The 24,980-nt window shown below is 66.0% G+C and carries 28 protein-coding genes and 1 pseudogene; 13 read left to right on the forward strand and 16 right to left on the reverse strand.

Translation table 11 applies throughout. The features are described 5' to 3' along the window. Positions 1–21 precede the first annotated feature (21 nt). Complete coding sequence (gene mce, locus NLF94_RS14655; protein ID WP_254838371.1) at positions 22–405, forward strand: methylmalonyl-CoA epimerase; 384 nt, start codon at positions 22–24, stop codon at positions 403–405. Positions 406–802: 397 nt separating this feature from the next. On the opposite strand, the gene NLF94_RS14660 is transcribed toward mce, so the two are convergent. The 5 genes from NLF94_RS14660 to NLF94_RS14680 all read right to left on the reverse strand — a co-directional run bounded on the left by NLF94_RS14660 (position 803) and on the right by NLF94_RS14680 (position 5,035). Next, the gene (locus NLF94_RS14660) at positions 803–1,189 is read right to left on the reverse strand and encodes a PIN domain-containing protein (protein ID WP_254838372.1); all 387 of its coding nucleotides are present in this window, start codon (positions 1,187–1,189) and stop codon (positions 803–805) included. After that, positions 1,186–1,446: an antitoxin VapB family protein gene (locus NLF94_RS14665; protein ID WP_254838373.1), complete on the reverse strand. Its 261-nt coding sequence runs from the start codon at positions 1,444–1,446 to the stop codon at positions 1,186–1,188. Before NLF94_RS14665 ends, NLF94_RS14660 begins: the two co-directional genes overlap by 4 nt. A gap of 432 nt (positions 1,447–1,878) precedes the next feature. After that, positions 1,879–2,157: a YgaP family membrane protein gene (locus tag NLF94_RS14670; protein ID WP_254838374.1), complete on the reverse strand. Its 279-nt coding sequence runs from the start codon at positions 2,155–2,157 to the stop codon at positions 1,879–1,881. A 230-nt stretch (positions 2,158–2,387) separates the two neighbouring features. Next, a complete protein-coding gene (locus NLF94_RS14675; RefSeq protein WP_254838375.1) occupies positions 2,388–3,257 on the reverse strand; it encodes a 2-oxoacid:ferredoxin oxidoreductase subunit beta in 870 nt (289 codons plus the stop codon). A 2-nt stretch (positions 3,258–3,259) separates the two neighbouring features. After that, entirely contained in the window at positions 3,260–5,035 is a 1,776-nt protein-coding gene (locus NLF94_RS14680; protein WP_254838376.1) for a 2-oxoacid:acceptor oxidoreductase subunit alpha, read from the reverse strand. 181 nt (positions 5,036–5,216) lie between these two features. Between NLF94_RS14680 and NLF94_RS14685 the strand changes: the two genes are divergently transcribed. Next, positions 5,217–5,864: an FAD-dependent oxidoreductase gene (locus NLF94_RS14685; protein WP_254838377.1), complete on the forward strand. Its 648-nt coding sequence runs from the start codon at positions 5,217–5,219 to the stop codon at positions 5,862–5,864. Positions 5,865–6,025: 161 nt separating this feature from the next. On the opposite strand, the gene NLF94_RS14690 is transcribed toward NLF94_RS14685, so the two are convergent. Further along, entirely contained in the window at positions 6,026–6,331 is a 306-nt protein-coding gene (locus NLF94_RS14690) for a MazG nucleotide pyrophosphohydrolase domain-containing protein (protein WP_254838378.1), read from the reverse strand. Positions 6,332–6,383: 52 nt separating this feature from the next. Between NLF94_RS14690 and NLF94_RS14695 the strand changes: the two genes are divergently transcribed. Further along, the gene (locus NLF94_RS14695; RefSeq protein WP_254838379.1) at positions 6,384–7,097 is read left to right on the forward strand and encodes a class I adenylate-forming enzyme family protein; all 714 of its coding nucleotides are present in this window, start codon (positions 6,384–6,386) and stop codon (positions 7,095–7,097) included. Positions 7,098–7,131: 34 nt separating this feature from the next. Beyond that, on the forward strand, positions 7,132–7,545 hold the full coding sequence (locus NLF94_RS14700; protein WP_254838380.1) for a Rieske (2Fe-2S) protein: 414 nt from the start codon (positions 7,132–7,134) through the stop codon (positions 7,543–7,545). On the opposite strand, the gene NLF94_RS14705 is transcribed toward NLF94_RS14700, so the two are convergent. The 6 genes from NLF94_RS14705 to NLF94_RS14730 all read right to left on the reverse strand — a co-directional run bounded on the left by NLF94_RS14705 (position 7,542) and on the right by NLF94_RS14730 (position 13,011). Continuing rightward, positions 7,542–8,411 (reverse strand): aminotransferase class IV, encoded by an 870-nt coding sequence (locus tag NLF94_RS14705; RefSeq protein WP_254838381.1) that lies wholly within the window; start codon positions 8,409–8,411, stop codon positions 7,542–7,544. The two genes, NLF94_RS14700 and NLF94_RS14705, sit on opposite strands and share 4 nt — an antisense overlap. After that, the gene (locus tag NLF94_RS14710) at positions 8,396–8,974 is read right to left on the reverse strand and encodes an anthranilate synthase component II (RefSeq protein WP_254838382.1); all 579 of its coding nucleotides are present in this window, start codon (positions 8,972–8,974) and stop codon (positions 8,396–8,398) included. Before NLF94_RS14710 ends, NLF94_RS14705 begins: the two co-directional genes overlap by 16 nt. Then, the gene (locus NLF94_RS14715; RefSeq protein WP_254838383.1) at positions 8,971–10,461 is read right to left on the reverse strand and encodes an anthranilate synthase component I family protein; all 1,491 of its coding nucleotides are present in this window, start codon (positions 10,459–10,461) and stop codon (positions 8,971–8,973) included. The genes NLF94_RS14710 and NLF94_RS14715 overlap by 4 nt, the downstream gene beginning before the upstream one ends. A 39-nt stretch (positions 10,462–10,500) precedes the next feature. Then, on the reverse strand, positions 10,501–11,076 hold the full coding sequence (locus NLF94_RS20855) for a helix-hairpin-helix domain-containing protein (RefSeq protein ID WP_286670322.1): 576 nt from the start codon (positions 11,074–11,076) through the stop codon (positions 10,501–10,503). Positions 11,077–11,136: 60 nt separating this feature from the next. Then, a complete protein-coding gene (locus tag NLF94_RS14725; RefSeq protein ID WP_254838384.1) occupies positions 11,137–11,931 on the reverse strand; it encodes a shikimate dehydrogenase in 795 nt (264 codons plus the stop codon). A 411-nt stretch (positions 11,932–12,342) separates the two neighbouring features. After that, positions 12,343–13,011 (reverse strand): helix-turn-helix domain-containing protein, encoded by a 669-nt coding sequence (locus NLF94_RS14730; protein ID WP_254838385.1) that lies wholly within the window; start codon positions 13,009–13,011, stop codon positions 12,343–12,345. 197 nt (positions 13,012–13,208) lie between these two features. Between NLF94_RS14730 and NLF94_RS14735 the strand changes: the two genes are divergently transcribed. The 6 genes from NLF94_RS14735 to NLF94_RS14760 all read left to right on the forward strand — a co-directional run bounded on the left by NLF94_RS14735 (position 13,209) and on the right by NLF94_RS14760 (position 18,812). After that, a complete protein-coding gene (locus NLF94_RS14735) occupies positions 13,209–14,030 on the forward strand; it encodes a CPBP family intramembrane glutamic endopeptidase (RefSeq protein WP_254838386.1) in 822 nt (273 codons plus the stop codon). A 264-nt stretch (positions 14,031–14,294) separates the two neighbouring features. Beyond that, complete coding sequence (locus tag NLF94_RS14740; RefSeq protein WP_254838387.1) at positions 14,295–15,068, forward strand: CPBP family intramembrane glutamic endopeptidase; 774 nt, start codon at positions 14,295–14,297, stop codon at positions 15,066–15,068. A gap of 415 nt (positions 15,069–15,483) precedes the next feature. Beyond that, the gene (locus tag NLF94_RS14745; protein ID WP_254838388.1) at positions 15,484–16,809 is read left to right on the forward strand and encodes a D-aminoacyl-tRNA deacylase; all 1,326 of its coding nucleotides are present in this window, start codon (positions 15,484–15,486) and stop codon (positions 16,807–16,809) included. Between the two features lie 139 nt (positions 16,810–16,948). Continuing rightward, positions 16,949–18,109: a cell division protein FtsZ gene (ftsZ, locus tag NLF94_RS14750; protein WP_254838389.1), complete on the forward strand. Its 1,161-nt coding sequence runs from the start codon at positions 16,949–16,951 to the stop codon at positions 18,107–18,109. Positions 18,110–18,201: 92 nt separating this feature from the next. After that, the gene (locus NLF94_RS14755; protein ID WP_254838390.1) at positions 18,202–18,375 is read left to right on the forward strand and encodes a protein translocase SEC61 complex subunit gamma; all 174 of its coding nucleotides are present in this window, start codon (positions 18,202–18,204) and stop codon (positions 18,373–18,375) included. Continuing rightward, positions 18,375–18,812 carry a transcription elongation factor Spt5 gene (locus tag NLF94_RS14760; protein WP_254838391.1) on the forward strand — a complete coding sequence of 146 codons (438 nt, stop codon included), beginning with the start codon at positions 18,375–18,377 and terminating at the stop codon, positions 18,810–18,812. Before NLF94_RS14755 ends, NLF94_RS14760 begins: the two co-directional genes overlap by 1 nt. Before the next feature lie 85 nt (positions 18,813–18,897). On the opposite strand, the gene NLF94_RS14765 is transcribed toward NLF94_RS14760, so the two are convergent. Beyond that, the gene (locus NLF94_RS14765; protein ID WP_254838392.1) at positions 18,898–19,197 is read right to left on the reverse strand and encodes a DUF7565 family protein; all 300 of its coding nucleotides are present in this window, start codon (positions 19,195–19,197) and stop codon (positions 18,898–18,900) included. An 88-nt stretch (positions 19,198–19,285) separates the two neighbouring features. Between NLF94_RS14765 and NLF94_RS14770 the strand changes: the two genes are divergently transcribed. Beyond that, entirely contained in the window at positions 19,286–20,041 is a 756-nt protein-coding gene (locus NLF94_RS14770; protein WP_254838393.1) for a PHP-associated domain-containing protein, read from the forward strand. A 221-nt stretch (positions 20,042–20,262) separates the two neighbouring features. Beyond that, entirely contained in the window at positions 20,263–22,476 is a 2,214-nt protein-coding gene (locus NLF94_RS14775) for a hypothetical protein (RefSeq protein ID WP_254838394.1), read from the forward strand. A 49-nt stretch (positions 22,477–22,525) separates the two neighbouring features. Here the strand turns inward: NLF94_RS14775 and NLF94_RS14780 are convergent, their stop codons facing one another. Further along, positions 22,526–23,830, reverse strand: a complete 1,305-nt coding sequence (locus NLF94_RS14780) for an RNA-guided endonuclease TnpB family protein (protein WP_254838395.1) — start codon at positions 23,828–23,830, stop codon at positions 22,526–22,528. Positions 23,831–23,874: 44 nt separating this feature from the next. Here NLF94_RS14780 and tnpA point away from each other — a divergent pair. Continuing rightward, positions 23,875–24,282 (forward strand): annotated as a pseudogene (gene tnpA, locus NLF94_RS14785) (IS200/IS605 family transposase). 58 nt (positions 24,283–24,340) lie between these two features. Here the strand turns inward: tnpA and NLF94_RS20805 are convergent. Together NLF94_RS20805 and NLF94_RS20810 are read right to left on the reverse strand one after the other, a co-directional pair. Further along, positions 24,341–24,469 carry a DUF7503 family protein gene (locus NLF94_RS20805; RefSeq protein WP_256558626.1) on the reverse strand — a complete coding sequence of 43 codons (129 nt, stop codon included), beginning with the start codon at positions 24,467–24,469 and terminating at the stop codon, positions 24,341–24,343. 16 nt (positions 24,470–24,485) lie between these two features. Next, a complete protein-coding gene (locus tag NLF94_RS20810; RefSeq protein WP_256558627.1) occupies positions 24,486–24,620 on the reverse strand; it encodes a DUF7503 family protein in 135 nt (44 codons plus the stop codon). Positions 24,621–24,980: the final 360 nt, after the last annotated feature.

Genomic DNA, 24,980 nt, shown 5'->3' on the forward strand with positions numbered 1-24,980 from the left:
GTCGGCCGTCGACCACCCACCATGCGCTTCGACCACGCCGGCGTCGCCACCGAGAACGCCGAGAGCCTGGCCTTCCGCTACGAGGACCTGTTCGGCTGTGAAATCGCCCACGAGGAACGGTTCGGAGACCTCCAGGTACTGTTTCTCGAACTCGATAACGGCTACTTCGAGTTGCTCGAACCCCGCGAGGAGGGCACCATCTCGCGGTACCTCGAGAACCACGGGCCGGGCCTGCACCACGTCGCACTCGAGACCGACGACATCGAGGCCGCCCTGGAGAACGCCGAGTCCGTCGGCGTCGAGTTGATAGACGAAGAGCCGCGACCGGGCGCGTGGGGCCACGACGTCGCCTTCCTCCACCCCGAATCGACCGGCGGCGTTCTCGTGGAGTTCGTCGAGCACTGAAACCGGCGCTTCTCGCCCGGCTGCGATGGCGACGACCTGGCCGTCGAGGAACTGGTCGCTGAAACGGAGGCACGGGTCGAAGACCTCACCGGACTGGTCGCGTAGCGAGTCGAGAGGAGAACGAGCATCCGCGAGCGAACGGAGCGAGCGGTCTACCGAAAACGTGACCCCCCGCAGCGCGACCACAGGGTGGCGCGAGGAAGTGACCTTTCGAAATCTCTTGGTGCTATCAAGAGTCGCGTGCTGATAGAGACGGGGGTGAAGCAGTCGGTCACCGTCGATTCCAAACCGGGGTAGCTAGAGCAACCAAACGATAGGATGCATCTCCCTGTAGCACACCTCTGAGAACTATCAGCAACCGAGGGGTTCGACAGGGTCAGATGTTACCAAGAGAAGGCTATTCCCGGTACGTCTCGACTTCCAGGTCCTCGATAGCAGCAAAATGGTTGTCGTTCACGACGAGGGACACACCGAGCGAGCGAGCAGTTCCAGCTACGTAGATGTCGCTTTTGTTGATCATTTCGCCGTCGGCACGGAGCCCGACGTAGATCTCGGCGGCTTCTGCAGCCGTTTCGTTCGTGAACGGCACCGGCTCCACCCATTCGTACTTCGACATCGCCTCCTCTCGTGGCATATCCTGGGTGATCATCAACCCGCGATAGAGCTCGGAGAGGACGATGGTCGATGCACCGATCTCTTCCTCGTCGTGGGCGGCTAAATACGCGATTGCGGCGTCGTCACCTCGGGCGTAGTCGATGAGAAACGACGCGTCTACGAGCTTCACGATTCCCCTGAAAGCCGCTCGTCGATTCCGTCGCCGCGTTCATCGAACGCGTCATCGAGGTCCTCGAAGCCTCGCTCGACCTCTGCTTCGAGGTCGGCAGCCGCTTGCTGAGAGAGAAATCCGGCGTTCGTCCGCCAATCGGAATCGAGTTCGTGGAGGAGACGGTCAAGCGTCTCACTGAAGCTCTCGTCACCGCGTTTGTGTGCTTTCAGCCGCTCGTAAACGTCCTCCTTGATACCGATATTTTTCGAGGCCATCCGTGTTTGTGTATGAGTTTGTGTACACATCAAAGTTGGCCCTACCCCACCATTTCAAAATGATGATAACCTTATATTTCAACTGTGATGGCAAATATTTGATACGCTTGCCGTGCTGAATATAGAGCGTGTATGCAGCAGGGTGACTGTGTCGGCAGTAGAATGATTACGTACCAGTTCCAAAGATAGGTATGAGCGAACGGCAAGGGCGTCTCCTCGGTATCGTCGGCATCGTCCTGTCTATTCTGGCGTTGACCTATACGGTTCTCTGGTTCGCTGGAATCGTTTGAACTGCGCGACCGACTCGCGCTATAGGTTCAGCAGCGGCCAAACGAACTACCCGCTTTCTGTCAGAAACAGCATGCGACTTCAGAGCGTGAATCGATCAGCCCTTTCGGCTGGCCGGTATCGCCGCCCAAGGAAGGGAAACGATTACTTCGGGTCGGTCAAAGTCGGCTCTTCTGATTCGCGGGACCCCTTCTGGCGGTACGTGTTGAATCCGAGGATTCGGTTGAGTGGACACTTCTGGATGAGGCCGGTGACCAGCAGTATCATCCCAACGAGCAACACGAGTACTGAGGTAAGTGCTTGGGGTAACGGACCGACTGCGAGGACAAGTAAGCCCGCGTAGCCAGCGATCCCAGCCAGAACTAGGATGGGACCGATAACGAGGCGAGCGAGGCGGTCCATGCCGCCGACGTTTTTGTTCATAGTATTTCCCTCGTAGAAGTATACGCGCCCGCTATAGATAAACTGAGCACTCAATTCTCGCATGCCGGGACCGATGAAGGCGACTCAATCTATCATAGACGCGGCTCGCGTTACCGACGGTTCCTAGCGCAATTCCACGTACAAGATTCGCGCCTTGTATTCAGCACGGTCGCTGGGACGTGTCACCGACCGAGATATGCAACGACGCCGAAAGGGCAAAAAGCGGAGTTTCAGTAGAACTCCCGCACCAGGTCCATCGCGTCCTCGGGGGCGCCGTCGGGGATGTCGGTCATCGGTGCCTCGACGCCCTCGCGCTTCTCGTAGCCGACCGAGCTCTCGTCCTGGTAGATGACGCCCTGGTACTCCTTGTCGCGGTCCATGATGAGGTCCTTGGCGGCGTCGTAGTCGCCGCGGTCGTGGTCGAACTCCTCGTCGCCGACGTCGACGATGGCGTCCCGGAAGTAGTCGTAGGTGTCGACGTCGTTGAACGTCACGCACGGCGAGTAGACGTTGACGAAGCCGAAGCCGTCGTGCTCGATGGCCTCCTGGACGATTTCGGTGTGGCGCTGGGAGTCCGACGAGAACGACTGGGCGATGAAGGTGCCGCCCGCGGCGAGCGCCAGGGCGAGCGGATTGACGGGCTGTTGGTTCGTGCCGTCGGGCGAGGTCGAGGTCTCGAAGTCCTCCCGCGAGGTGGGCGAGAACTGGCCCTTGGTGAGCCCGTAGATGCGGTTGTCCATCACGACGTAGGTCATGTCGACGTTCCGGCGGACGGCGTGGACGAAGTGGCCGGCCCCGATGGAGTAGCCGTCGCCGTCGCCGCCGGCGACCATGACCTCGAGTTCGGGGTTGGCGATCTTGACGCCGGTGCCGACCGGCAGCGCGCGACCGTGGACGCCGTGCAGCGCGTAGCTGTGCATATAGGTCCCGATCTTGCCGGAACAGCCGATGCCGGCGACCACGAACGTGTTGTCGGGGTCGTTGCCGGTGTTGGCCAGCGCCTTCATCATGCCGTTCATCGTCCCGAAGTCGCCGCAGCCGGGACACCACGTCGGTTGCTTGTCGGATTTGAAGTCAGTGAATCGGATCTCGGAACTCATCGTTATGCCTCCACCTCCGCGTCCGCCTCGTCGGGTTCGCCGAGGGCTGCCTCGACCTCTTCGGCGAGTTCGTCCGCCTTGAACCGGACGCCGTCGTACTTGTTGATTCGCTCGACCCGGGTCAGCGCGTCGTGTTCGATCAGGTCGGCGAACTGGCCGGTCGCGTTACACTCGACGACGATGACGTCGTCGGCGGCCTCGATCTCCTCGGTGAGGTCGGGCCGCGGGAAGATGTACGGTACCGAGATGAACCGGACGTCGATGCCGTCCTCGTCGAGGAAGTCCATCGCCTCCTGCATGGCGCCCTCGTTGGACCCCCACGAGACGACGAGCGTGTCGGCGTCGGGGTCGCCGAACTCGCGGTAACTCCAGTCCTCCCGCTCGATTGCGGTCTCGACCTTCCGGTCGCGCTTGTCGACCTGCTGGACGCGCATGTCGGTGTCCTCGGTCCGGCGCCCGAGTTCGTCGTGCTCGAGACCGGTGGACATGTGGGCGCCGTCGGTGGTCCCGGGGAAGGCCCGCGGGCTGACGCCGTCGTCGGTGACGGCGTGGGGCTTGAACTGCCCCTGGTCGTTGGTCCACTCCTCGACGCTGTCCTCGTCGACGACCTTCCCGCGGTCGACTTCGACGGCTTCCATGTCGAACTCCTCGGGTTCGAAGGTCTGCTCGGTGACCGCGAGCGCCAGGTCCGCGGTCAGATAGACCGGGAGCTGGTACTTCTCGGCGAGGTTGAACGCCTCGACGGTCTTGTGGAAGCACTCGGCGACGGTCGTCGGCGCGACGACGAACCGCGGCACCTCGCCGTGGCCGCCGTACAGCATCGCGTTGAGGTCGCCCTGCTCCTGTTTGGTCGGCATCCCCGTCGAGGGCCCCGAGCGCATCACGTTACAGATGACGAGCGGCGTCTCCGACGTGGCCACCAGCCCGAACGTCTCGGTCATCAGGTCGATACCGGGACCGGAGGTGGCCGTCATCGAGCGCGCGCCGGCGCGCGCGGCACCGAGCGCCATGTTGATGGCCGACAGTTCGTCCTCAGCCTGGACGACGATACCGCCGTAGTTCTCGATGCGGCCCTTCAGGTACTCCATCACGTCCGTCGCGGGCGTGATGGGGTAGCCGGCGTAGAACCGACAGCCGGCGGCGAGGGCGCCCATGCCGATGGCCTCGTCGCCGTTCAGCAGGACGTAGTCGTTGTCGGTCGTATCGATGTCGTAGTCGGTCGTCGTGTCTATCTCCTCGCGGACGTACTCGGCGCCGAGGCGGGCCGCCTCCCGGTTGTTGTCGACGATGGCCTGGCCCTTGTTGCCGAAGCGCTTCTCGAGGGACTCATCGAGGTACTCGATGTCGAAGCCGGTCACCTCACACGCCGCTCCCAGGGCGACGATGTTGCGCATGATGGCGCCGCCGGCGTCCTCCGCGAGGCGCTTCAGCGGGACGTCCAGGCCCGTCATCTCGCCGGGGGCCTCGAAGTCCTCCATCATCGTCCGCTCGCCGTCGTAGATGATGACCGAGCCGTCGTGGAGTTCGTCCATGTTTTCGTCGACGGTCCGCTGGGTCAGCGCGATCAGGATGTCCAGTCTGTCGACGACGCTCTCGACGCGGTCGACCGACGACCGCACCTTGTAGGCGGTGTACCCGCCCCGGATGCGCGAGGCGAAGTCCTTCGACGTAAAAACGTGTCGCCCCGCCCGCGAGAGCGCCTGGGCGAATATCTTGCCGGTGGAGTTGATCCCATCGCCGGCCTCCCCGCCGATGGCCCAGTTGAGGTCCTCTGGCATACTAGGTCCGAATTCAGCACGACGGACGTTAAGCCTTCTGAATGTTGCCACCCGTCAGCGGTTTGCCCGGCGTCGGCCCGCCGAACTCGCGGTTTTCGTTCGCCGGTAGCGGCCGGGATTTTTCCACCTGTCGACGACACGGCTTCGAAAGCGCCTTGCCGTAGAGCCCGTACCTCCGGGTATGGACGCGACCGAGACGACCGTCGCCGCGGTCCGAGAGGCCGGCGAGGACGCGCTCGCCTTCGACCTCGAGACCCCCGGCGGCTTCGAGGCCGAACCGGGTCAGTTCGTCAAGATTACCGCCACCGTCGACGGCGAGACCGAGAGCCGCTTTTACACCATCTCCTCTCCGACCACCGTCGGCACCTTCGAGTTCACCGTCGGCTTCGACCCCGACCAGGCCGGGGCGTTCAGCGACTACCTCCGGGAGCTCAAGCCCGGCGACGCCGTCACCTTCAGCGGCCCGTTCGGCAGCAACTACTACGAGGGCGAGTCCCGCGTGGTCGTCGTCGCCGGCGGGCCCGGCATCGGCCCCGCCGTCGCCATCGCCGAGCGCGCCCTCGAGGACGGTAACGAGGCTGCCGTCGTCTACCGCGACGACGCGCCGATCCACGAGGACCGCCTGGCGGACATCGCCGCCGCCGGCGCGGACGTGTTCCTCCTGAACGAGACCGAACCCCTGACCGACGCCGTCGGGGCCGCCCTGTCGGGCGCCGAGGCCGAACAGGTCTTCGTCTACGGCTTCGCCGACTTCCTCGATGACGCCGAGACTGCAATCGAGGCCGCCGGCGGCGACCCCGACGCCGCGAAGACGGAGAACTTCGGCTGAAGCGCGCCACACGGCACTGCGCGCACCCCTGCGAACGTTTATAACCGAACGGGCGGCCAGACGGCCCGTGATCTGACGAACCGACGGCGGCCCGCCGAGGCGGGAGCGCGGAACGTGGGCCGTCGACTGCCATCCGACCGAACCGGCGTTCCGCCTGCTCGCTACTCGCCGCTGCCGGCCTGCCCCGACTCGGCGAGACGTTCCTCGTACTTCGCCAGCGATGTCTCCAGGGCGGCCTCCGCGTCGACGTCCAGCGCCGAACACAGCGCCAAGAGCGCGAACAGCGCGTCGCCGAGTTCGTCCTCCGAAACGTCGACCGAACCGGGGTCGTCGCCGTAGTCGGTGGAGGTACAGACCTCCTTTGCGACCTCACCGAGTTCCGAGACGGTGTCCAGCAACCGGTACGCCGCCGGTGCCTCGATGTCGTTGTCCTCGACGAACGCCGCGACGCGGGACTGGGAGTCCATGTCGGCGACGCGATTCGCTCGCATATAAACGTCCGGCGTTCCTACCGACTGCATGGACGTCCTGGGTGACCTCGTCGACCGGGACCGACGGTCCGGGACACCGGCACTTCGGGTGCCGGCCGTCGGTCGGGAGTACGACTACCGGCGGTTCTGCACGAGCGCCTGGAAGGTCGGGAACTTCCTCCGACATCTCGGCGTCAGAAGCGGTGCCAACGTCGCGGTCGCCGACGACCCGACTCCGGAACCCGTGTTGACCTTCTACGGCGCCGCACTGCTGGGCGGCATCGTCCGCTTCGACCCGCCATCGGCGCCGAGCGACGACGCGCGAGCAGTCGTCGTCCCCGCGTCGGAACTCGACGCCGACGAGGTCGGTCCCGGGACGAAGGCGGTCGTCTACGGCGACCGCCACGCCGACCCCGACGTGGCGTACTTCGAACGCGACGTCTGGAGCGAGAACCCGACGGCACCGCCGGACCTCGTGATGCCCGACGACCTGCTCCTCCGGAGCGCGGAGCGCACCTACACCCACGGCGAGGTGATCGCCGCCGCCGAAACCGTCGTCGAAGAGCACGCCATCGACGCCGACGACGAGGTTGCCGTCGCGGCCGGAACCTCCTTTTCCGATCCCGGAACCGTCGCAGCGGGGCTGGTCGCACCGATACTCGCCGGTGCGGCCATCGCTATCGGCCCCGGAGCAGCCGGCGACTTGGTCGTCGGCGGCTCGGACGCCGACGTCGACGCCGCGACAGTGCTGTCGGAAACCTAAGGACCTAAGCCGGGGCGGCCGCTACCCGCAGGTGATGGAATCGGAGAGTCGCATCGTCGACGTCGAGGACGTGCCCGACGATTCGACGTTTCTCTTCACCGTCCGCGAGGGGTTCGACGAGAAGGAAGTGCTTCTCGTCCGTCTCGACGGCGAGGTCGCGGCCTGGCGGAACTACTGTCCGCACTGGACCGACGTCCGCCTCGACAAGGGCAGCGGCGCCGAGTTCCGCGACGGCGACATCGTCTGTACGCGCCACGGCGCGACCTTCGAGTCGGACTCCGGCGCGTGCACGCACGGTCCATGCGAGGGGGCGTACCTCGAGGAGGTCGACGTGACGATTCGGGAAGGGGCCGTCTACCTCACCGACGACGACTACGAGTTCGAGGGACTCGGCCCGAAGAGCGACCGCGACCTCTCATCGGGTCGCATCGGCTTCGGCGGCAGCTAGTAACAGCGCTCCTCGACCCGCTCGTCGTAGAGTCGTCCGAGAAGCGAGGTCATCGGCCCGCCGCCGACGTCGATGCCGTCCACGCTCTCGACCGGCCGGAGTTCCCATGTCGTGTTCGTCAGGAACGCCTCGTCGGCCTCGCGGACGTCGTCGACGGCGTAGCGGCCCGTCTCGACCGGGAACCCCTCGGACTCGGCGAGTTCGACGACGATTTCCCGCGTGATGCCCGGCAGGAGCGACCCCTCCGCGGGCGTCTTCAGGACACCGTCGTCGACGAAGAAGAGGTTGCTCGTCGCCCCCTCGGCGACGTGGCCGTCGACATCCCGCATCAGCGCCTCGTCGGGCCGGTAGTCCTCGTTAGCCGCCCGGCGCAACTCCAGCCGCGCGAGGATGCCGCTGAGGTAGTTGTGGGTCTTCGCGTCGGCCGGCAGCGCCGCGTCGGGCACGCGCCGGGTCGTGACCGACTGGACGACGGCGGGGCCGTCCCATACCGGTTCACCGTCGGCGCCGCCGCGCGGAAGCGAATCGACGTAGACGACGACTGTCGGGTCGACGCGCTCTTGGGGCGTCAGCTTTCCCGGCTGGACCCCCCGGCTGACCGAGACGCGGACGTACGCGTCGGCGAGGCCGTTGGCGTCAAGCGTGTCGGCGACCCGGACGGCGAGGTCGTCGGGCACCGCCCCCGGCATGCCGAGCGTCTCGCAGGTCCGCCGGAGTCGCCGCAGGTGGCGGTCCCACGCGAACACCTCGCCGCCGTAGGCCCGACAGGTCTCGAAGGCGGCGTCCCCGTACCGGAAGCCGCGGTCGTCGACGCTGACGGTCGCGTTCTCCCGGTCGAGGAGTTCGCCGTCTACGTGGTACTGCATCGTTCACAGAAGCTCTCTATCATGCGCTCACCGGCGTCGGTGAGGATGCTCTCGGGGTGGAACTGGACGCCGACGTGGGGTTTCGACCGGTGGCGGACGCCCATCACGACGCCCTGTTCGTCCTCGGTCCGGGCCGTCTCGACGAGCGGCGCCGGGAGGTCGCCGCGCTCGACCGCCAGCGAGTGGTACCGGCCCACTTCGAGACGAGCCGGCAACCCCTCGAACAGGCCCCGTCCGTCGTGGGTCACCGTCGAGGGCTTCCCGTGGACGACGCTGGGGGCGTGGCCCACGCCGGCCCCGTTGGCGGCACACAGCGCCTGGTGGCCGAGACAGACCCCGAGCGTCGGGTAGGAGAGTTCCTCGAAGACGGCCATCGAGACGCCCGCCTCCGCGGGCGTTCCGGGACCGGGCGAGATGACGATGCCGTCGGGGTCGAGGTCACGAATCCCGGCGACGTCGATGTCGTCGTTGCGCCGAACCACGACGTCGGCGTGGGTACCGACGTACTGGACGAGGTTGTAGACGAACGAATCGTAGTTGTCGACGACGAGCAGGCGGGTCATCGCTCGACTGCCTCCAGGGTGAACGCCGAGTGCTCCTCGAGAGCGGCGTCGATGGCGGTGACCAGCGCCCGGCCCTTGTCGAGCGTCTCCTCGAACTCGTCGTCGGGATTCGAGTCGTGGACGACGCCGGCGCCGACCCGCAGGTAGTAGGTCCCCCCGTGCCGGACGAGCGTCCGGATGACGATGTTGAGCGTCGCCCGGTCGTCGAAGCCGAAGACGCCGACGGAACCGGTGTACGGTCCTCGCCGTGTCGTCTCCACCTCGTCGATTATCTCCATCGTCCGGGGCTTGGGCGCGCCGGTGATGGTGCCGCCGGGGAAGACGGCCGCGACGGCGTCGGCGACCGAGCAGTCCTCGCGGCGCCGGCCCTCGACGAGGCTGACCAGGTGCATCACCTCCGAGTAGCGGTCGACCCGGCGGTACTCGGGCACGTCGACGGAGCCGAACTCGCTGACCTTGCCGAGGTCGTTTCGCTCGAGATCGACGAGCATCGCGTGTTCGGCCCGCTCCTTCTCGTCGGCCAGCAGGTCCGTCTCGAGATCGTCGTCCGCCTCGGGCGTCTCGCCCCTCGGTCGGGTCCCGGCGATGGGTTCGGTCAGCAGGCGGTCGCCCTCGACGTCGAGCAGCAGTTCGGGACTCGCGCTCACGAGGTCGACACCAGGGAACTCGACGAGCGCCGAGTACGGCGCCGGGTTCACCCGTCGGAGCGCGGCGTACGCCTCGACGGGGTGGACCGTCGCCGGGGCGGAGAGCCGCTGGGAGACGTTCGCCTGGAAGGTGTCGCCGTCGCGGACGTACTCCTTGACGGTCCGTACCCGGTCGGTGAACACCTCGCGGGAGGTACCGGCGGTGAAGGTGGCCCGACCGCTGGCGGTCGCCCCGCGACCGACCGACCGGTCGCCCGCCACCGCCCGGGCCACGAGGTTGCGGGCGTGACCGACCGCCCACTCGTAGGCGGCGTCGACCGACGCGTGGTCGCAGAGCCGCGGACACGCCGTCACCCGCAGGGTCGCCTCGGCCGTCCACGGCTCCTCCCAGGCGGCGACGCGGTCGTACTTCGCAAGCTGGAGCCGGGGCAGTTCCCGGTCGTCGTCGGTCGTTTCGGGCAACGACTCCAGTTCCCGAGCGACGTCGTAGGAGAGCCAGCCGAACAGTCCGCAGGGGTACGGCACGTCACAGTCGCCGCGGCGAAGCGCCTCTCCGTCGAGTGCGTTCGCCAGGGCGTCGACGGACGGCGACCCGCCATCGATGGAGGCGGCGTCGGCGGAGACGGTCACCCGCTCGACCGCGTCGGTGGCGAAGTACCCCCAGCCCGACTGCCCGCCGGTCGTCTCGAGGAAGACATCGTTGCCGTCGCCGCGACGGGCGCGTCGGTACGCCTCGAAGGGGTCGGCGACGCGGACGCGGAGTTCGACCGGCACCCGCGCCTCGGGGGGCGCGTCCGCGGCCGTCTCGCGGAAGGCCGCCCGGTCGGTAACGACTCGCATTGCCGGAGGCAGGCGACGGAGCGGTAACGCTCTTGCGGTCTACAGCTCCGCGGCGCGGTCCTGCCAGCGGCCGATTCGCTTCGCGGACAGCTCCGTGCTGTCGGCGAGTTCCTCGGGGTCGGCCGCGAGCAACTGGGCGACCGTCTCGATGCCGGCGTCCTCGAGCCGTTCGGCGTAGGCCGGTCCGATGCCGCTGACCTCCTCGACGGGGACGGCGCCGTCACCGCCGTCCTCCGGAGCGTCGGGAGTGTCCTCCGAGGTCGGGCCGGCGGCCTCGGCTGGCTCGGCGGCGGCCTCCTCCTCGGGCGGTTCCTCGGTCAGCGAGCCGGTCGACGCCGACGCCGAAGTGCCCGCCGCGACGGCCTCGTCCGGTGTTTCGGCGTCGGGGTCGGGTTCGTCGGCATCCTCGTCCGTCGAGGCGGCGCCGACGGCCTCGGCCGGCTCGGCAGCGCCGTCGCCGTCCTCCGATTCGTCGGTCACCGAACCGGTCGACGCCGACGCCGAGGTGCCCGCGGCGGCCGCCTCGCCGGATTCCCGTTCGACCGTCACGTCGGTCCCGCTGGAGGAATCGGAGCTCTCCAGCCCCAGAACCGATCGGATCAGCTTGAACACCATATGTACGAGGGAAGCATCGGCTCGCACTTAAACCCGGCCACCGCCGGAGGCACCGGACCGCTACAGCGCCGCGCGCAGCGCCCGGTTCATCGCCTCAACGGGCGCCGTCCGGTCGGTCCACAGCTCGAAGGCCTCGACCCCCTGGAACAGCAGCATCCAGGCGCCGTCGATGGTTCTCGCGCCGGCCGCCGCCGCTTCCCGGAGGAGCCTCGTCTCGAGCGGCGCGTACACCGCATCGAGGACGGCGAGGTCGCCGTGGAGTGCGTCGGCCGGAACGGGCGTTTCGTCGGACTCCATGCCGACGCTCGTGGCGTTGACCAGCAGGTCGGCATCGGCGAGCAGTTCACCGAGGGCGTCGAGACCGTGGGCGTCGGCACCCGGCACCTCCTCGGCGAGCGCCTCGGCCCGCGGGACGGTCCGGTTGGCGACCCGGACGGACACCCCGGCGTCGGCGAGTGCGAAGGCGGCCGCGCGGCCGGCCCCGCCCGCCCCGACGACGACCGCCGTCCCCGACAGGTCGACGTCGTGATACTCGAACGCGCGCGTGACGCCCGCGGCGTCGGTGTTGTGGCCCGTCGGCTCCCCGTCGAAGTCGACCGTGTTGACCGCGCCGATCCGTTCCGCCAGCGGGTCCGGGTCGACGAGCGGGAGGACCGACTCCTTGAACGGGATGGTGACGTTCAGCCCGCGGACGCCGAGGGCGCTGGCGCCCTCGATGGCCAGGCCGAGTCGCTCCTCGGTCGGCTCGAACGTCACGTAGCGGGCGTCCATGTCCAGTTCCTCGTAGGCCGCCTCGTGCATCGGTGGCGACACCGAGTGTTCGACCGGATTGCCGACGAGACCGAAGACATCCATACCGGCGTTGGCCCGGCCGCCGGCATAAGCGTTCTCGACCTGAAAGCGCGGACAACGCGAAGGTCGACGGCCAGCAGCCGCAACGACCGTTCGATACGACCAGAGAGGACCCCTGGATGAACCCCGATCAGCGTAAACGAGACACCACGATAGAGAACCCGACGTGGACACGACGAATCGAGTCTCAGACCGGCCAGATATAGTAATCTCCAGAAGTATCTACTCACACTCCTCTCTGAATCTCTGAGGGCGGACAGGAAACACCGGTTTTCGGCTGGTTGCCCTGCAAAGACTTCCAGATTCTACTATAGGTGGACGGAGTTCGGACAGCCGGTCACGGTCGGGAGTCCCGGATTCGTCACACGGGCTCGGACGGACCGTGTCCCGTCGAACCGCGGTCCGATCGGTGCATCATTTCCGATGGTTCCGATCGACGGACACGCGGAGGGTATCGCCGATGAGCGTATGCTGCGCCCGGCGGAGCCGGTCGGACAGCGAGGAGGTCGATATTCCGAGTTTCGCAGCGACGTCCGTCATCGACGTGTCGCGTGGAAGGTCGAAGTACCCCATCTCCCAGGCGGTGACGAGTGTCTCGTACTGTTTCGGGGTGAGGCCGAACTTGCTCCCAGGGCGGGCGTAGGACCGTTCGTGGAGCCGGATGAGATCGAACGAGAACCCCCGTTCTCGGAGGTGATCGGTGAAGCCCGCGATGTTCTCGCGGGCGTCGAACCGCATCCGCAGGAGCCAGCCGTCGGTGGAGCCCGTGGCCTTGAGGATCGACGCCCCGTCGCGCGTGTAACTGTAGGCGAGCGCCTCGACGTGATCACGCCACTCGGCGAGGTACATCGTCATGCCGTCGGACTCGTGGACTCGCTGCAGGTCGCCGATCGAATCGTCCTCCCGGGCAACCGACTCGAAGGCGTCGTTGGAGACGCCCGTGGCCACGAAGTACGGCGTGAGATACTCCTCGTCGGTGGCGACGACGCGGTCGATGTCGATAACTAACGCCGGCTCCGCGGTGAATGTCTCGGCCAACACCAGCGCGTCCGTGGGAACCCGGAACTCGCCGAAGACGCTCATAACCCGAGGACGGTCCCCAGCCACGTTAGTAGTCGCCGCCAACCGTTGCTCGCTGGTGGCGTGCTGTACACCCTATCCGACGGAGGCTGTCGGTTCGGGCCCTCGGACCGGCCACCATGGGTAGCGGCGACCGGGTATATAAGCCACGGACGGATACGGGGTGCGAACCCTTGGGTTACTGGCACGTCTCTACCAGCATGACAACCGTCGTAGACCGTCGTCCGGTAGCTTTCGCCGTCGGGACCCTCGGGTTCATCGTCGCCCTGTTCGTCGGCACCCGTCTCGTGTTGAGCGCCGCCGTTCCGAGCCTCACGGTCGACGGCATCTCCCTGGTCACGAACTGGCTCCTCGTCGCCGTCGTCGTCGGACTCGTCGCGTGGCTCGGCTGGTGGGGCAAGATCCGCCTGACTGCACCGGTCGACCGCCGTGCGCTCGTGTATCTCGTGCCGCTGTTCGGGTTCGTGGCTCTCCCGTTCGCGTTCGGGGTCGCCATCCCCGACGTTTCGCTCGTCGAGGGAGTGACGCTCTCCGGGTGGGTCGCGTTACTCGTCATCGTCGTCGGGAGTGCCCTGGGAGCCGGTATCAGCGAGGAGATCCTCTACCGAGGGGTACTCCTCCGGGCGCTCGAATCGAAGGGCAGGGTGTTCGCCGCGCTCGTCACGGCCGCTCTCTTCGCACTGACGCACGTCTCGCAGGTCGTCTTCGGCGCGTCGATCGGGGACTGGCTGGTCGGGGTCGTCCTCATGATCCCGATGGCGATCGGTCTCGCGGCCGTCGCGTTCCGACTCGGGAGCCTCTGGCCACTCATCGTCTGGCACGTCGCAGCCGACATCGCCCTTCCGCTGGTGCCCGCCACGATTGGGGCTGCCGCGACGACGCGGTTCGTCCTCGCGTATCTCGGTCTCTCGCTGGTCGTCGGGCTGATGGGCGCCTGGCTCCTCTGGCAGGACCGGCGCGTCGTTGATGCCGATGAACACGCTGACGGCAGCACCGACCCGCTCGAACGGACCTCGGGATAGATCGGCGCTCCAACCTCCAACGGCCCCTATCCGACACACGATACGAACGACCAACACATTCCGCGGTCGTCGACTCCAGCCGCCGTCCGGTATTTGGTGTTCGATACGACCGATCTAACTACTACGTATCCGATTCTTCGATTTCGACAGTAGTACTCCGACAGTAGTATTTAAACCGCGGACAGGTCCGACGGCCCCATTCACTGGCGGTGCGGACGTAGAGAAAACCGAGCGTACAGACGCATCGTGCCGCTCCGCAGCATCATGTCAACACCTACACAGAATCAGTCGAACGTCCAGCCCACCCGGAACGATAGTCCACGACGGGCGGTCCTCGTCGCTCTGGGGCTGCTTGTCGCCGCGGCGATACCGCCGCTTGCCCTCGTCGAGGGCTTCAAGCTCCTCCAGAGACAGCTCGGGTACGGCGGCGACCTCGCCATCACGTACATCGGAGGCGGCCTCATCGCGTCGCTCGCCGTGGGCCTCCTCGGCGTTGCCTACCACCGCTTCCATCCGGTCACCGTCCACGCGCCGAGGTGGCTCCCGACGGTGCGCGAGACGGGCTGGATACTTGGGGGTATGGTCCTCTCTATCGCGGCCGCGATCCTGATCGGTATCGGCGGCCAACTGGTAGGCGCGGTTCAGCCGACGAACTTCATCACCGCCGCGGCCGCCGAACGCCCCGTCCTGGTGTACGGACTGGCACTGTTCGCCGTCCTGTTCATCCTCGCTCCCATCGAGGAGTACTTCTACCGCGGCATCGTCCAGGGCCGCCTCCGCGAACGGATGGGCCCCGTTCCCGCAATCGGCATCGTCTCGGTCGGGTTCGCACTCGGTCATGTGCCGAGCTACTGGATCGGTGGGTCCGACCTGCTCTCGCTGGGCGTTCTCGTGGCCCTCGTGAACATCGCCGCCGCGTCTGTCATCCTCGGCGCCATCTACGAGCGCACGGAGAACCTCGTCGTGGTCATCCTGGTCCACGGACTGGTCAACGCCATCGGTATCGGGCTGGCACTGGTCGCCGCTCTCGGAGCGTGATCGGGAGAGGAATCGCCCTTTGTCTACGTCTCGTCGGCGTGGACGTCACCGTTGTCGTCGGCGTCCTGTGGCTGTACGGTACGGCATCCTTCACCCGTCCACGGACCCCGGAAGCCAGCCCTGCCGTCGAGCGGTGACCGAGAATCGCATCGAGTGCTCGGCCGGGGGCCGACGAGTGCGTACCGTCCGTACTTGGTGTGGATCGCCCGACGGTACGAGTTCTCGACGCACAGTTGGACGGCGGGGAACTCGACCCGGCCCGGTACCGAGTGATAAATCGGATAGCGCGATATAGAACCCGCAATCGGCGGTATCGGACGGACACAGGAGACGTGGCTCCCTCGGCACGCGTCGGGGCCACACAGGTCCGATCCGAGACCACCGCGGCTTTACCGGGGCGGTCCCGAGTGGCGGTATGCTCGCTGTCGTCGTCTCCCGCGCCGATTCTGCCTCCTCCCACATCGGCGACCACCTGCTCGAGTTGGCATCGTGGACGGAACACGAAGACGAAACGAGGAGCGACGCCGAGGGCGGCGGCACCTACTACCGCACCGAGGGCGCGGAACTCCGGACCTTCGAGGACCTCCACCTGCACCTCGATGGGGCCGCCGCGGCCTTCGAGGACCCCGACCTGCTGGTCTTCGCCTCGAGACACTCCGGGGAGACCGGGCCGCTGTTGACCGCCCACGCGACCGGCAACTTCGGGCCGGCCGAGTACGGCGGCGGAGCGGGGTCACTCGCCCGCGCCGCGCCGAACGCGCTGCGAGCGGTCCGACAGGCGTTCGCCGAGCACGCTCCCGAGGGCTACGACGTCGGCATCGAGTGCACCCACCACGGCCCGAGCACCGTCGGCCGCCCGTCGCTTTTCGTCGAGTTGGGCAGCGGCGAAGACGAGTGGGCCGACCCCGAGGGTGCGGAAGCGGTCGCCCGCTCGATTCTGGACCTTCGGGGCGTCGCCCCGACCGACTACCGGACGGTCGTCGGCTTCGGCGGCGGTCACTACGCCCCCCGGTTCGACCGCGTACTCGCCGAGACGGACTGGCGGGTCGGCCACGTCGCCGCCGACTGGGCGCTGGAGGCGATGGGCGACCCCCGGGAGGCGAAGGCAGTCGTCGGAAAGGCCTTCACGACGAGCGGGACCGAGTTCGCCCTCGTCGACGGCGACCGGCCGCGGCTGGTCGAGGTCATCGAGGAACTGGGCTTCGAGACGGTCTCGGAGACGTGGCTCCGGGAGACGACGGCGGTCCCGCTGGAACTGGTCGAGCGGGTCGAAGAGGCGCTGTCGAGAATCGACAACGGCCTCCGTTTCGGGACCCCGGCCGAGGGGTACGACGGCGAGTTCGTGGCCGCCGACCTGCCGGCCGAACTACTGGAGGAGGCGACCGGTATCGACCGCGAGGCGGTCCGCGAGGCCGTCGACGGCCGGGCGCTGGCCTACGAGACAAGCGAGGGCGGGACGGTCGTCGCCGGACCGGTCGCACTCGCGGACGACGGCGACCGACGGGGAATCGTCGAGGCCCTGGCCGCGGTGCTGGAGGCGAAGTACGACACCGTCGAGGTGCGCGACGACGAGGTGGTCGCCGCCCGCGAGACGTTCGACCCCGCGCTGGCCCGCGAGGCCGGCGTCGAGGAGGGACCGGCGTTCGGCCGCCTCGCCGACGGAGAGACCGTCGAGGTCGGCGGCGAGACGGTCGACCCCGCCGACGTCCGGAGCGCGCGCGAGCGTCGCTTCCCGCTCTGAGCCGCCGCCGTTTTTGTATCGTCGTCTTTGGTTTATACCTCGAAACGAACCGCACCCCCTCGACGGGCCGATATCGTCCGACGAGCGTCAGACATGGGGGAAAGATACTTTAATCGCGTGCGCAACAGCGGCAGGCATAATGGACTCGATTATCGAGGATGCCATTGACGAAGCCGAAGAGGATGGGGAGGCGTCGGCCGGGGAGCCGGCGTCGGCCGATTCCAACGGTGCGAGCACGGACGTGAAGGGGTCCGGCACGATGACCGACGACGAGCTCGCAAGCGTCGTCAAGGACCTCGAGACGAACATCACGGTCGTCGGCTGCGGTGGCGCCGGCGGCAACACCGTCACCCGGATGTCCGAGGCCGGCATCCACGGCGCGAAGCTGGTCGCCGCCAACACCGACGCCCAGCACCTTGCAAACGAGGTCGATGCCGACACGAAGATCCTCATCGGTCGGCAGCGAACCGGCGGCCGCGGCGCCGGCTCCGTCCCGAAGATCGGCGAAGAGGCCGCCCAGGAGAACATCGACGACATCTCCCAGGAGATAGACGACTCCGACATGGTGTTCGTCACCGCCGGACTCGGCGGCGGCACCGGCACCGGGTCGGCCCCGGTCGTCGCACAGGCCGCCCAGGACGCCGGCGCCCTGACCATCGCCATCGTCACCATCCCGTTCACCGCCGAGGGCGAGCGGCGCCGCGCCAACGCCGACGCCGGCCTCGAGCGGCTCCGGGCCGTCGCCGACACCGTCATCGTGATCCCGAACGACCGGCTCCTCGATTACGCCCCGAACATGCCGCTGCAGGACGCCTTCAAGATCTGTGACCGCGTCCTGATGCGGTCGGTCAAGGGCATGACCGAACTCATCACCAAGCCCGGACTGGTCAACGTCGACTTCGCCGACGTCAAGACCATCATGGAGAACGGCGGCGTCGCCATGATCGGCCTCGGCGAGTCCGACTCCGAGAACAAGGCCCAGGATTCGATCCGGTCGGCGCTGCGGTCGCCGCTGCTCGACGTCGAGTTCGACGGCGCCTCCAGCGCCCTCGTGAACGTCGTCGGCGGTCCCGACATGTCGATCGACGAGGCCGAGGGCGTCGTCGAGGAGATCTACGACCGCATCGACCCCGACGCCCGCATCATCTGGGGCGCCTCCGTCGACCAGGAGTTCGACGGCAAGATGGAGACGATGATCGTCGTCACCGGCGTCGACAGCCCCCAGATTTACGGCAAGAGCGAGGTCGAAGAGGAGCGGGCCGCGACCGCGTCGGGCGACGACATCGACTACGTCGAGTAAGCCGGCGACGGCCGCCAGCGCCGCTATCGCCTGCGAGCGGGTCGTTCGGCGCAACCAACAGGTAGAAAACCCCCGAGACGGAACGGGGAGACATGAACACGCCGAAAGACCTGTCGTCCTACATTCGCGTGCTGAAACTGGCCAGCACGCCCTCCTGGGACGAGTTCTCGAAGGTGTCGACCATCGCGGGACTCGGCATCCTGCTCGTCGGCCTTCTCGGGTTCAGCATCTTCGCCATCATGTCGTTCGTTCCGGGAGGGCCCTGATGGGCGTCTTCGCCGTCAAGACCACGGCGAGCCAGGAGCGGACCGTCGCGGACATGATCATCAACCGCGAGGAGCCAGACATTCACGCCGCTCTGGCACCCGACTCGCTGACCAGTTACGTGATGGTCGAGGCCGACGGGACGGCGGCCATCGAGCGGGCACTGGAGGACATCCCGCACGCCCGCAACCTCGTCCCCGGCAAGTCCTCAATCGCGGAGGTCGAGCACTTCCTCAGTCCCAAGCCGGACGTCGAGGGCATCGCCGAGGGCGACATCGTCGAACTCATCGCCGGGCCGTTCAAGGGCGAGAAGGCCCAGGTCCAGCGTATCGACGAGGGCAAGGATCAGGTCACGGTCGAACTCTACGAGGCGACCGTCCCCATCCCGGTCACCGTCCGCGGCGACCAGATTCGCGTGCTCGACAGCGAGGAGCGATGACGCGCTCCTCGGGCAGTTCGAGCGGGCGCAGCCCGCGAGAATATTCCGAAGAGCGCTGAAAGCGCTCCCCGGGCAGTTCGATTTCTCAGTCGCCGGTCACGTCGTCGTCGAGTCGTTCGGCCACCGCCTCGACGTCCGCTTCGGACTCGACGGTCTCCACCACCGCCTCTCGCGTCCGGACGTCGTCGGCGTCGGCGTCGTAGTGGCGCATGTACTCGACACGGGAATGCTCGGAGAAGGCGTGCCGGATGGCGAAGTAACCGTCCGGGACGATGGTGCTACAGACCGCACACTGGTGGCGCTCGTGGTCGGTCGCCTGGTGGACCAGCAGGTTCTCGACGGACTCGGCGCCGTACGCACAGCCGTCGATTGCACACGCCCACATACCGGGAGCCTGGACGGGGGACGGCTTAGGGTTTGCCGTGGTACGGACGAATCGGAACCGCTAACGGGGCAGGGTCGGTAGCCGGCCCATGGACGAGTTTCGCGTCGATACCCATGTGAAGGTGCTCGACGAGGGGGTCGTCGAGCGGGCCAAGGCCCGCGGGCTGGACGCCCTGGTGTACGCGCCGCACTTCAGGCGGTTGCCGGACATCGAGGCCCGCGCCGAGCGGTTCTCCGACGAGGAGTTGCTCGTCGTCCCCGCCCGGGAGGTGTTCACCGGCGACTGGCGCAACCGCAAGCACGTACTGGCGGTCGGGCTGTCCGACCCGGTGCCGGACTTCATCACGCTGGAGGCCGCGATGGCCGAGTTCGACCGCCAAGACGCGACCGTGCTGGCGCCACATCCCGAGTTCGCCACGGTGAGCCTCGAGGCCCACGACATCCGGGCCCACCGCGAACGGATCGACGCGATCGAGGTCTACAATCCCAAGCACTTCGGAATCCACAACGATCGGGCACGGGAACTGGCCGAGGAGTTCGACCTGCCGGCGTTCGGCTCTTCGTACGCCCACCTGCACGGCAGCGTCGGGGAGGTGTGGACCGCCTTCGAGGAGCGCCTCGACACCGGCGAGGAACTCGTCGACGCCCTGAAGTCGGGGGCGCCCCGGCGGATCTACCACCGGGACGGCGTCGGCCACCGGCTGCGGTGCGCCGCGGAGTTCGGCCACCTCTTCTACGAGAACACCTGGAAGAAGATCGACCGCCTGTTCCTGTCGGGAACGGAGCCGACCCACCCCGGCCACATCGCCTACGACGGCGCCTTCGCCGACGTGAGCGTCTACTGAACCAACCGGGCCGGCGACCGCCGTGACCGCCCCGGTTCGGATCCCTGAGTCGGCCGCAGTCTTTTTAAGCTGTTAGGCAAATCGTAACAACATCATGACCTCGCCGTCCGGTCCGGAGGGACCCCCGCCGTCGTTCGAGAGCGGGCAGGAGACCGGACGGCGGAAGCATCGGACCGGGACGGGCCACCGGGGGGTCCGGGCGACGGCCCGGGGAGGGACCCATGAGTGAGGGAACGGGCGTCGTTCCGCGGTTCGAGTCGCTGTTCGGACGCTCCGGACTCCACGTCCGGGATCCGATCGAGGACGTGCAGGCGCAACTGTACACCGACGGGCCGGTCGACCCGACGCCGGCGTCGACGGAGGACTTCGTCTACCCCGTCGACACCGCCGTTTCGGTGACGGCGACGCGGCTCCGGACTCCCTTCCTCCTGAACGTCTGGGTCCGGGACATGGAAGGGAACGTCGTCGCAGAATTCACCCCGAACAACGGGAGCGTGGAGGTACCTGTCGGAAGCTACAGCCTCGAACTCGATAGCCTGCCGATGAAACTGTACGCCCGGGTAGACGACGCCGGCTTCCACGTCGTTCCGGGCGAGGAGTCCGTCGACATCCTCTTGGATCCGGACACGACGGTTCGCGTCGGCGCGCGGTCCTTCCACTCCCAGCCGGGCCGGACACTGACGACCACGAGCGACCCGCGCGACCTGATGGAAGCGGTGTCGCTGTTCGGCAACGCGATGAAGACGTGGTCGCCCGAGCGGACGTTCCCGACGCTGCGCGGCCACCCGCCGCTGCTCGAACTCGACGGCGAACCGGACCTGCCCGACGGGGCCGCCCCGCCGGACAACGGCATCCGGCTGACGGTGCCCGAGACCCACGAGTGGCTCTATCCGGCAGTTCCGCTGGCCTACTGGCTGGGCGCGACCGTCGAACCGGGACCACCGGCGCTGCACGTCGACGGCTGGCGGTACCCGCTGGGGACCGCCGGCGGCTACGACGCCGACACCGACCGCCGGGCCTTCGAGCACCACGTCAGGGATGTCCTGCAGTTCACGTTCCAGTTCGACTGTGCGGCACGGGGATTCTACGACGTCGAGTTGGACGTCGAACGGCGCATCGAGGCGTCGGACCTCTCGCTCGATGTCGATCGCCTGGCCGAGGTCTCTCTCGCCGAACGGACCCGGCGGTACCTAGAGGTCGGCGAGCCCCTCGATAGACTCGCGGACGAGATCGGCCGCCCGGACTGGCGGCTCACCGCCGATGTCGAACCCGAGCCGAGTCGGGCAACGACGACGCCGTTTCTCGCCCGGGACCTCGCGGTCGTCCGGTGTCCGTCGGATGCCGTGCTCACGGACGCGAAGCAGGCGGCTCCCGCAAACGTGTTCACACGGTCGGCCGGAGCCGGAGGCGGCCCGGCCACCGGGGACTCGGATAGCGTTCTCACCAGATCGTCGTCCTCGTCCGAACCAGTGCAAGAGACGACGACCCACGAGGAGGTCATCGACCTGCCGGAGGCCGACAGTATGTCCCAGGCGTGGGTCGGTGACGGGTTCGCCGTCGGCGCGGCGAAGGCGACCACCAAATCGTACCTCCAGCGGCTGGAAAAACAGGTGGAAGGTAACTCCAGAATCGAAATCGATGTCGTGGTCAACGATGCGGAGATGGCCGAAGAGGCCGACGTCTCCGACATCTACGGCACGCGGGACCACCTCGACTTCGACATCAATCTCCAACGCGACCTCACCACCTCGGAACTGGCCGACGTGTTCGAGCGGGACACCGACTTCGTCCACTACATCGGCCACGTCGACCCGGAGGGATTCGACTGCGCCGACGGCCACCTCGACGCCGCCCAGATCGGCGACGTGGGCGCCGACACCTTCGTGTTGAACGCCTGTTCGTCCTACGGGCAGGGCCAGCGTCTCGTCGACAGCGGAGCGATCGCAGGTGTGGTCACACTGAAGGACGTCATCAATTCGATGGCGACGAAGATTGGTCGAAAAATCGCCCGCTTACTCAATTACGGATTCCCAATTGGTAGTGCGACGAATCTTATACAAGAGACCATGTTTTCGGGCGAGCACTACGCTGTGGTGGGAGACTCAAACGCAACAGTCGCACAATCAACGGGGGGCGTCCCGAACGTCCAGAAAATAGAGTTAGACAGCGACGGGCGATTTAGACTGCGAATTGAAGCGTTTGCGAGTTGGGACTACGGTATCGGTGCCATGTTCACGCCGTATCTTGACGCAGTCGATCGCAGATACGTTGTCCCAGGGGAGCTTGGACCGTGGACTATCGACAGTGACACACTTGCGGACTATCTTGACCACGGACTCTTCCCGATTATTTCGGCTGGAGAGTTCCACTGGTCTGACAATGTTTCAGTGTCGGAACTCCGCAGCCGCCTCAAGGATAGAAGAGACGACAATTGAGTCGTGTAAACAGCCTCGGGCGCGGTGGGCCGAGGCTTTTGTAGTTCCCTCAGCCGTGCGCTAGCACTCCCTGCTCGGCAAGCGAGCGGGATGAGGTTGGGCGGCTTACACGCCCCGACCCGGACAGACGCACCAACCGAACCTGTGGTTGGGTTTTGTGAGTCCGGTAATTCGTCGTGTTACCGTCGAGTTTCGCCTTTTCGCGCCCCGCGATGTTCACCGACGCGTTCCGGTCGGCGTGGTCTTGCACCACGTCACACTCGTCGTTCGTACACCGGAACCGCCGTCCCTGACGATACCCACGCTCACCACAGCACGAACACGTCTGTGAGTTGTAGTATGCGTCCACCGTGTCCGTGGGAATCTCTCGCCACGTCGCCTTGTACGAGACGAACGTCTCGAACTTGTGGAACGGGAGTTTGTGCAATCGGCGGTTCATATACGTCCCGTACCTGATCTCGTCTCGGATACCACTCATATCCTCGAACACGATAACCGGGTTTGAGAACTGTTCTGCGAACTCCACGACAGCACGGGAGAGCCGATGCAACACCCACTCGGTGAATCGTTCCTCCTTGTCACCGAGTCTGTGGTGGATGCTCGCCTTGCCGTGTTCCTGACAGCGTGTGGTGATGGTGTGGTAGCGTTGGCGTTCCTGCTTGACCCGTCCGTAGTCGAGGACGAGCGTGCCCTTCGTCCGCATCGTCTCGCGGTCGAGGGCTGTGAGAGCGACGTTGCGTTCGTTGATGTCTACGCCGACTACAGTATCAGCGGTGTCGGGTTCGGGTACGTCGAACTCGCGTGTGACCGTGACGTGTAGGTAGTACACGTCATCGCGGTATAGGAGTTCGGCTTGCCCCACATCCACCTCGTCCGACGCGAGGGCGTCTCGAAGTTCGTCTATCGCGTCCGGTTCCCCCCGAAGGTGGCCTCTCACCTTCTTGTAGGGTTTCGCGCTGATCCGGAACTGGACGCGGTTCGTGTCGTCGTCAACGGTGAGGCGGTAACCTTCCGTATGCGCCATCACGAGCGGGTACGCGCCAGTCCTGTCGGTACTGGGAGGCGTCGGTTTTCCTCCGTTTGGATTGTCTTGGTTCTCCCACCACTCTTTGAGTGACTGGTAGGAGTCCCACGTTTGGAGGGCTTTGCCGACAACCGCGCACTTGTTGTTCCGCAAGAAGTCGTCGCGGTCAACCTCGTTCTGTATCTCGGTACGCGTGTACCCCTGTTGTGTGAGGCGGATGGTTTGATTGAAAATTTCGCGTGAGGCGAGGCGGGCGTCGTGAAGCCACGACCGTTCACCAGACGCTATGTGAAGACGCGTCTGAATCGTTTTTGTGGCTTCTTCACCCATGTTTTGACAATCGTTCTAGACTGTCATAAATGTAGGGATTAGGTGTGAAAGAATACCGTAGTCATGCACATTCAGTTAGTTCCTGCAAGTGTCACTTAGTGTGATGTCCCAAGTACCGCCACCCGGTTCTGGATGTAGTGGAGGACGATGTGCGGGAGTTGTTTGGAGAGACTGCCGACCACTTCGGACACGAAATTCTGGCGTTGGAGATCGCGGACGACCACGTACACTTGTTCGTGCAAACAGACCCGAAGCACAGTCCGGCGGACATTGCTCGGCAGTTCAAGTCGTATTCGGGTAAGCACTTGCTGGAGCGGTATCCCGAAATTCGGGAGTCGTATTTCTGGGGTGGCGGATTCTGGAAGGTTGGGTACTACGTGGGAACGACGGGAGCGGTGTCAGAAGAAGTGGTTGAACGGTATATCGAAGGGGCGGAACACGCGCCGGAGTGACGCGCTTCACCCCCGCCCACGGTGGGGCGGGGAACTCGCGCTGTTTTTCGTTTAGAAATTACGGCCCAGCACTCGCGCCGTTCGCCGCCACTGTCCCCGCCTGCGACAGCAGTAGCATCATCGTAAACAGCACGCCGGTCATCTTCGGGTTCTCCGCCAGCCACGTCGAGATTGTGTCGTCACTCATTTTCTGAATCCTCCAGTTACGGCCCAGCACTCGCGCCGTTCGCCGCCACTGTCCCCGCCTGCGACAGCAGTAGCATCATCGTAAACAGCACGCCGGTCATCTTCGGGTTCTCCGCCAGCCACGCGGCGACCGCGTTCTCGCTTTCGGACATGACAGATTGGTAGATGGTGGCACGGCAAATAAAATTACCTTAAGATTTAAGACAGATATCGGAAGTACGTATATTCCGGATTCTCGCCACAGAGCCGTCTAACCCCGTGAAAACGCCGAATATACGGGTCCAAAACGTGCGTCAGACGTTATATCCCCGTTTCTTCTGCGGGTTTGGACCCGGGCGGGGATATATCACCCCTCGGAGGAATCGTCGGCGTTGCAGGGCCGTGGTAGCGGTCGGCTACCACCGGTCCGATGGAGGGTTTTCAACGCCGCCGTGATGGCCGGCGGAAGGTTGACGGGCGTTCCGTCACACGGGAAGGCATGGCAAACACACAGCGGGCGGAGGTGGGCCGGT

The organism is Natronomonas marina (genome assembly GCF_024298905.1).
Taxonomy (GTDB): Archaea; Halobacteriota; Halobacteria; order Halobacteriales; family Haloarculaceae; genus Natronomonas; species Natronomonas marina.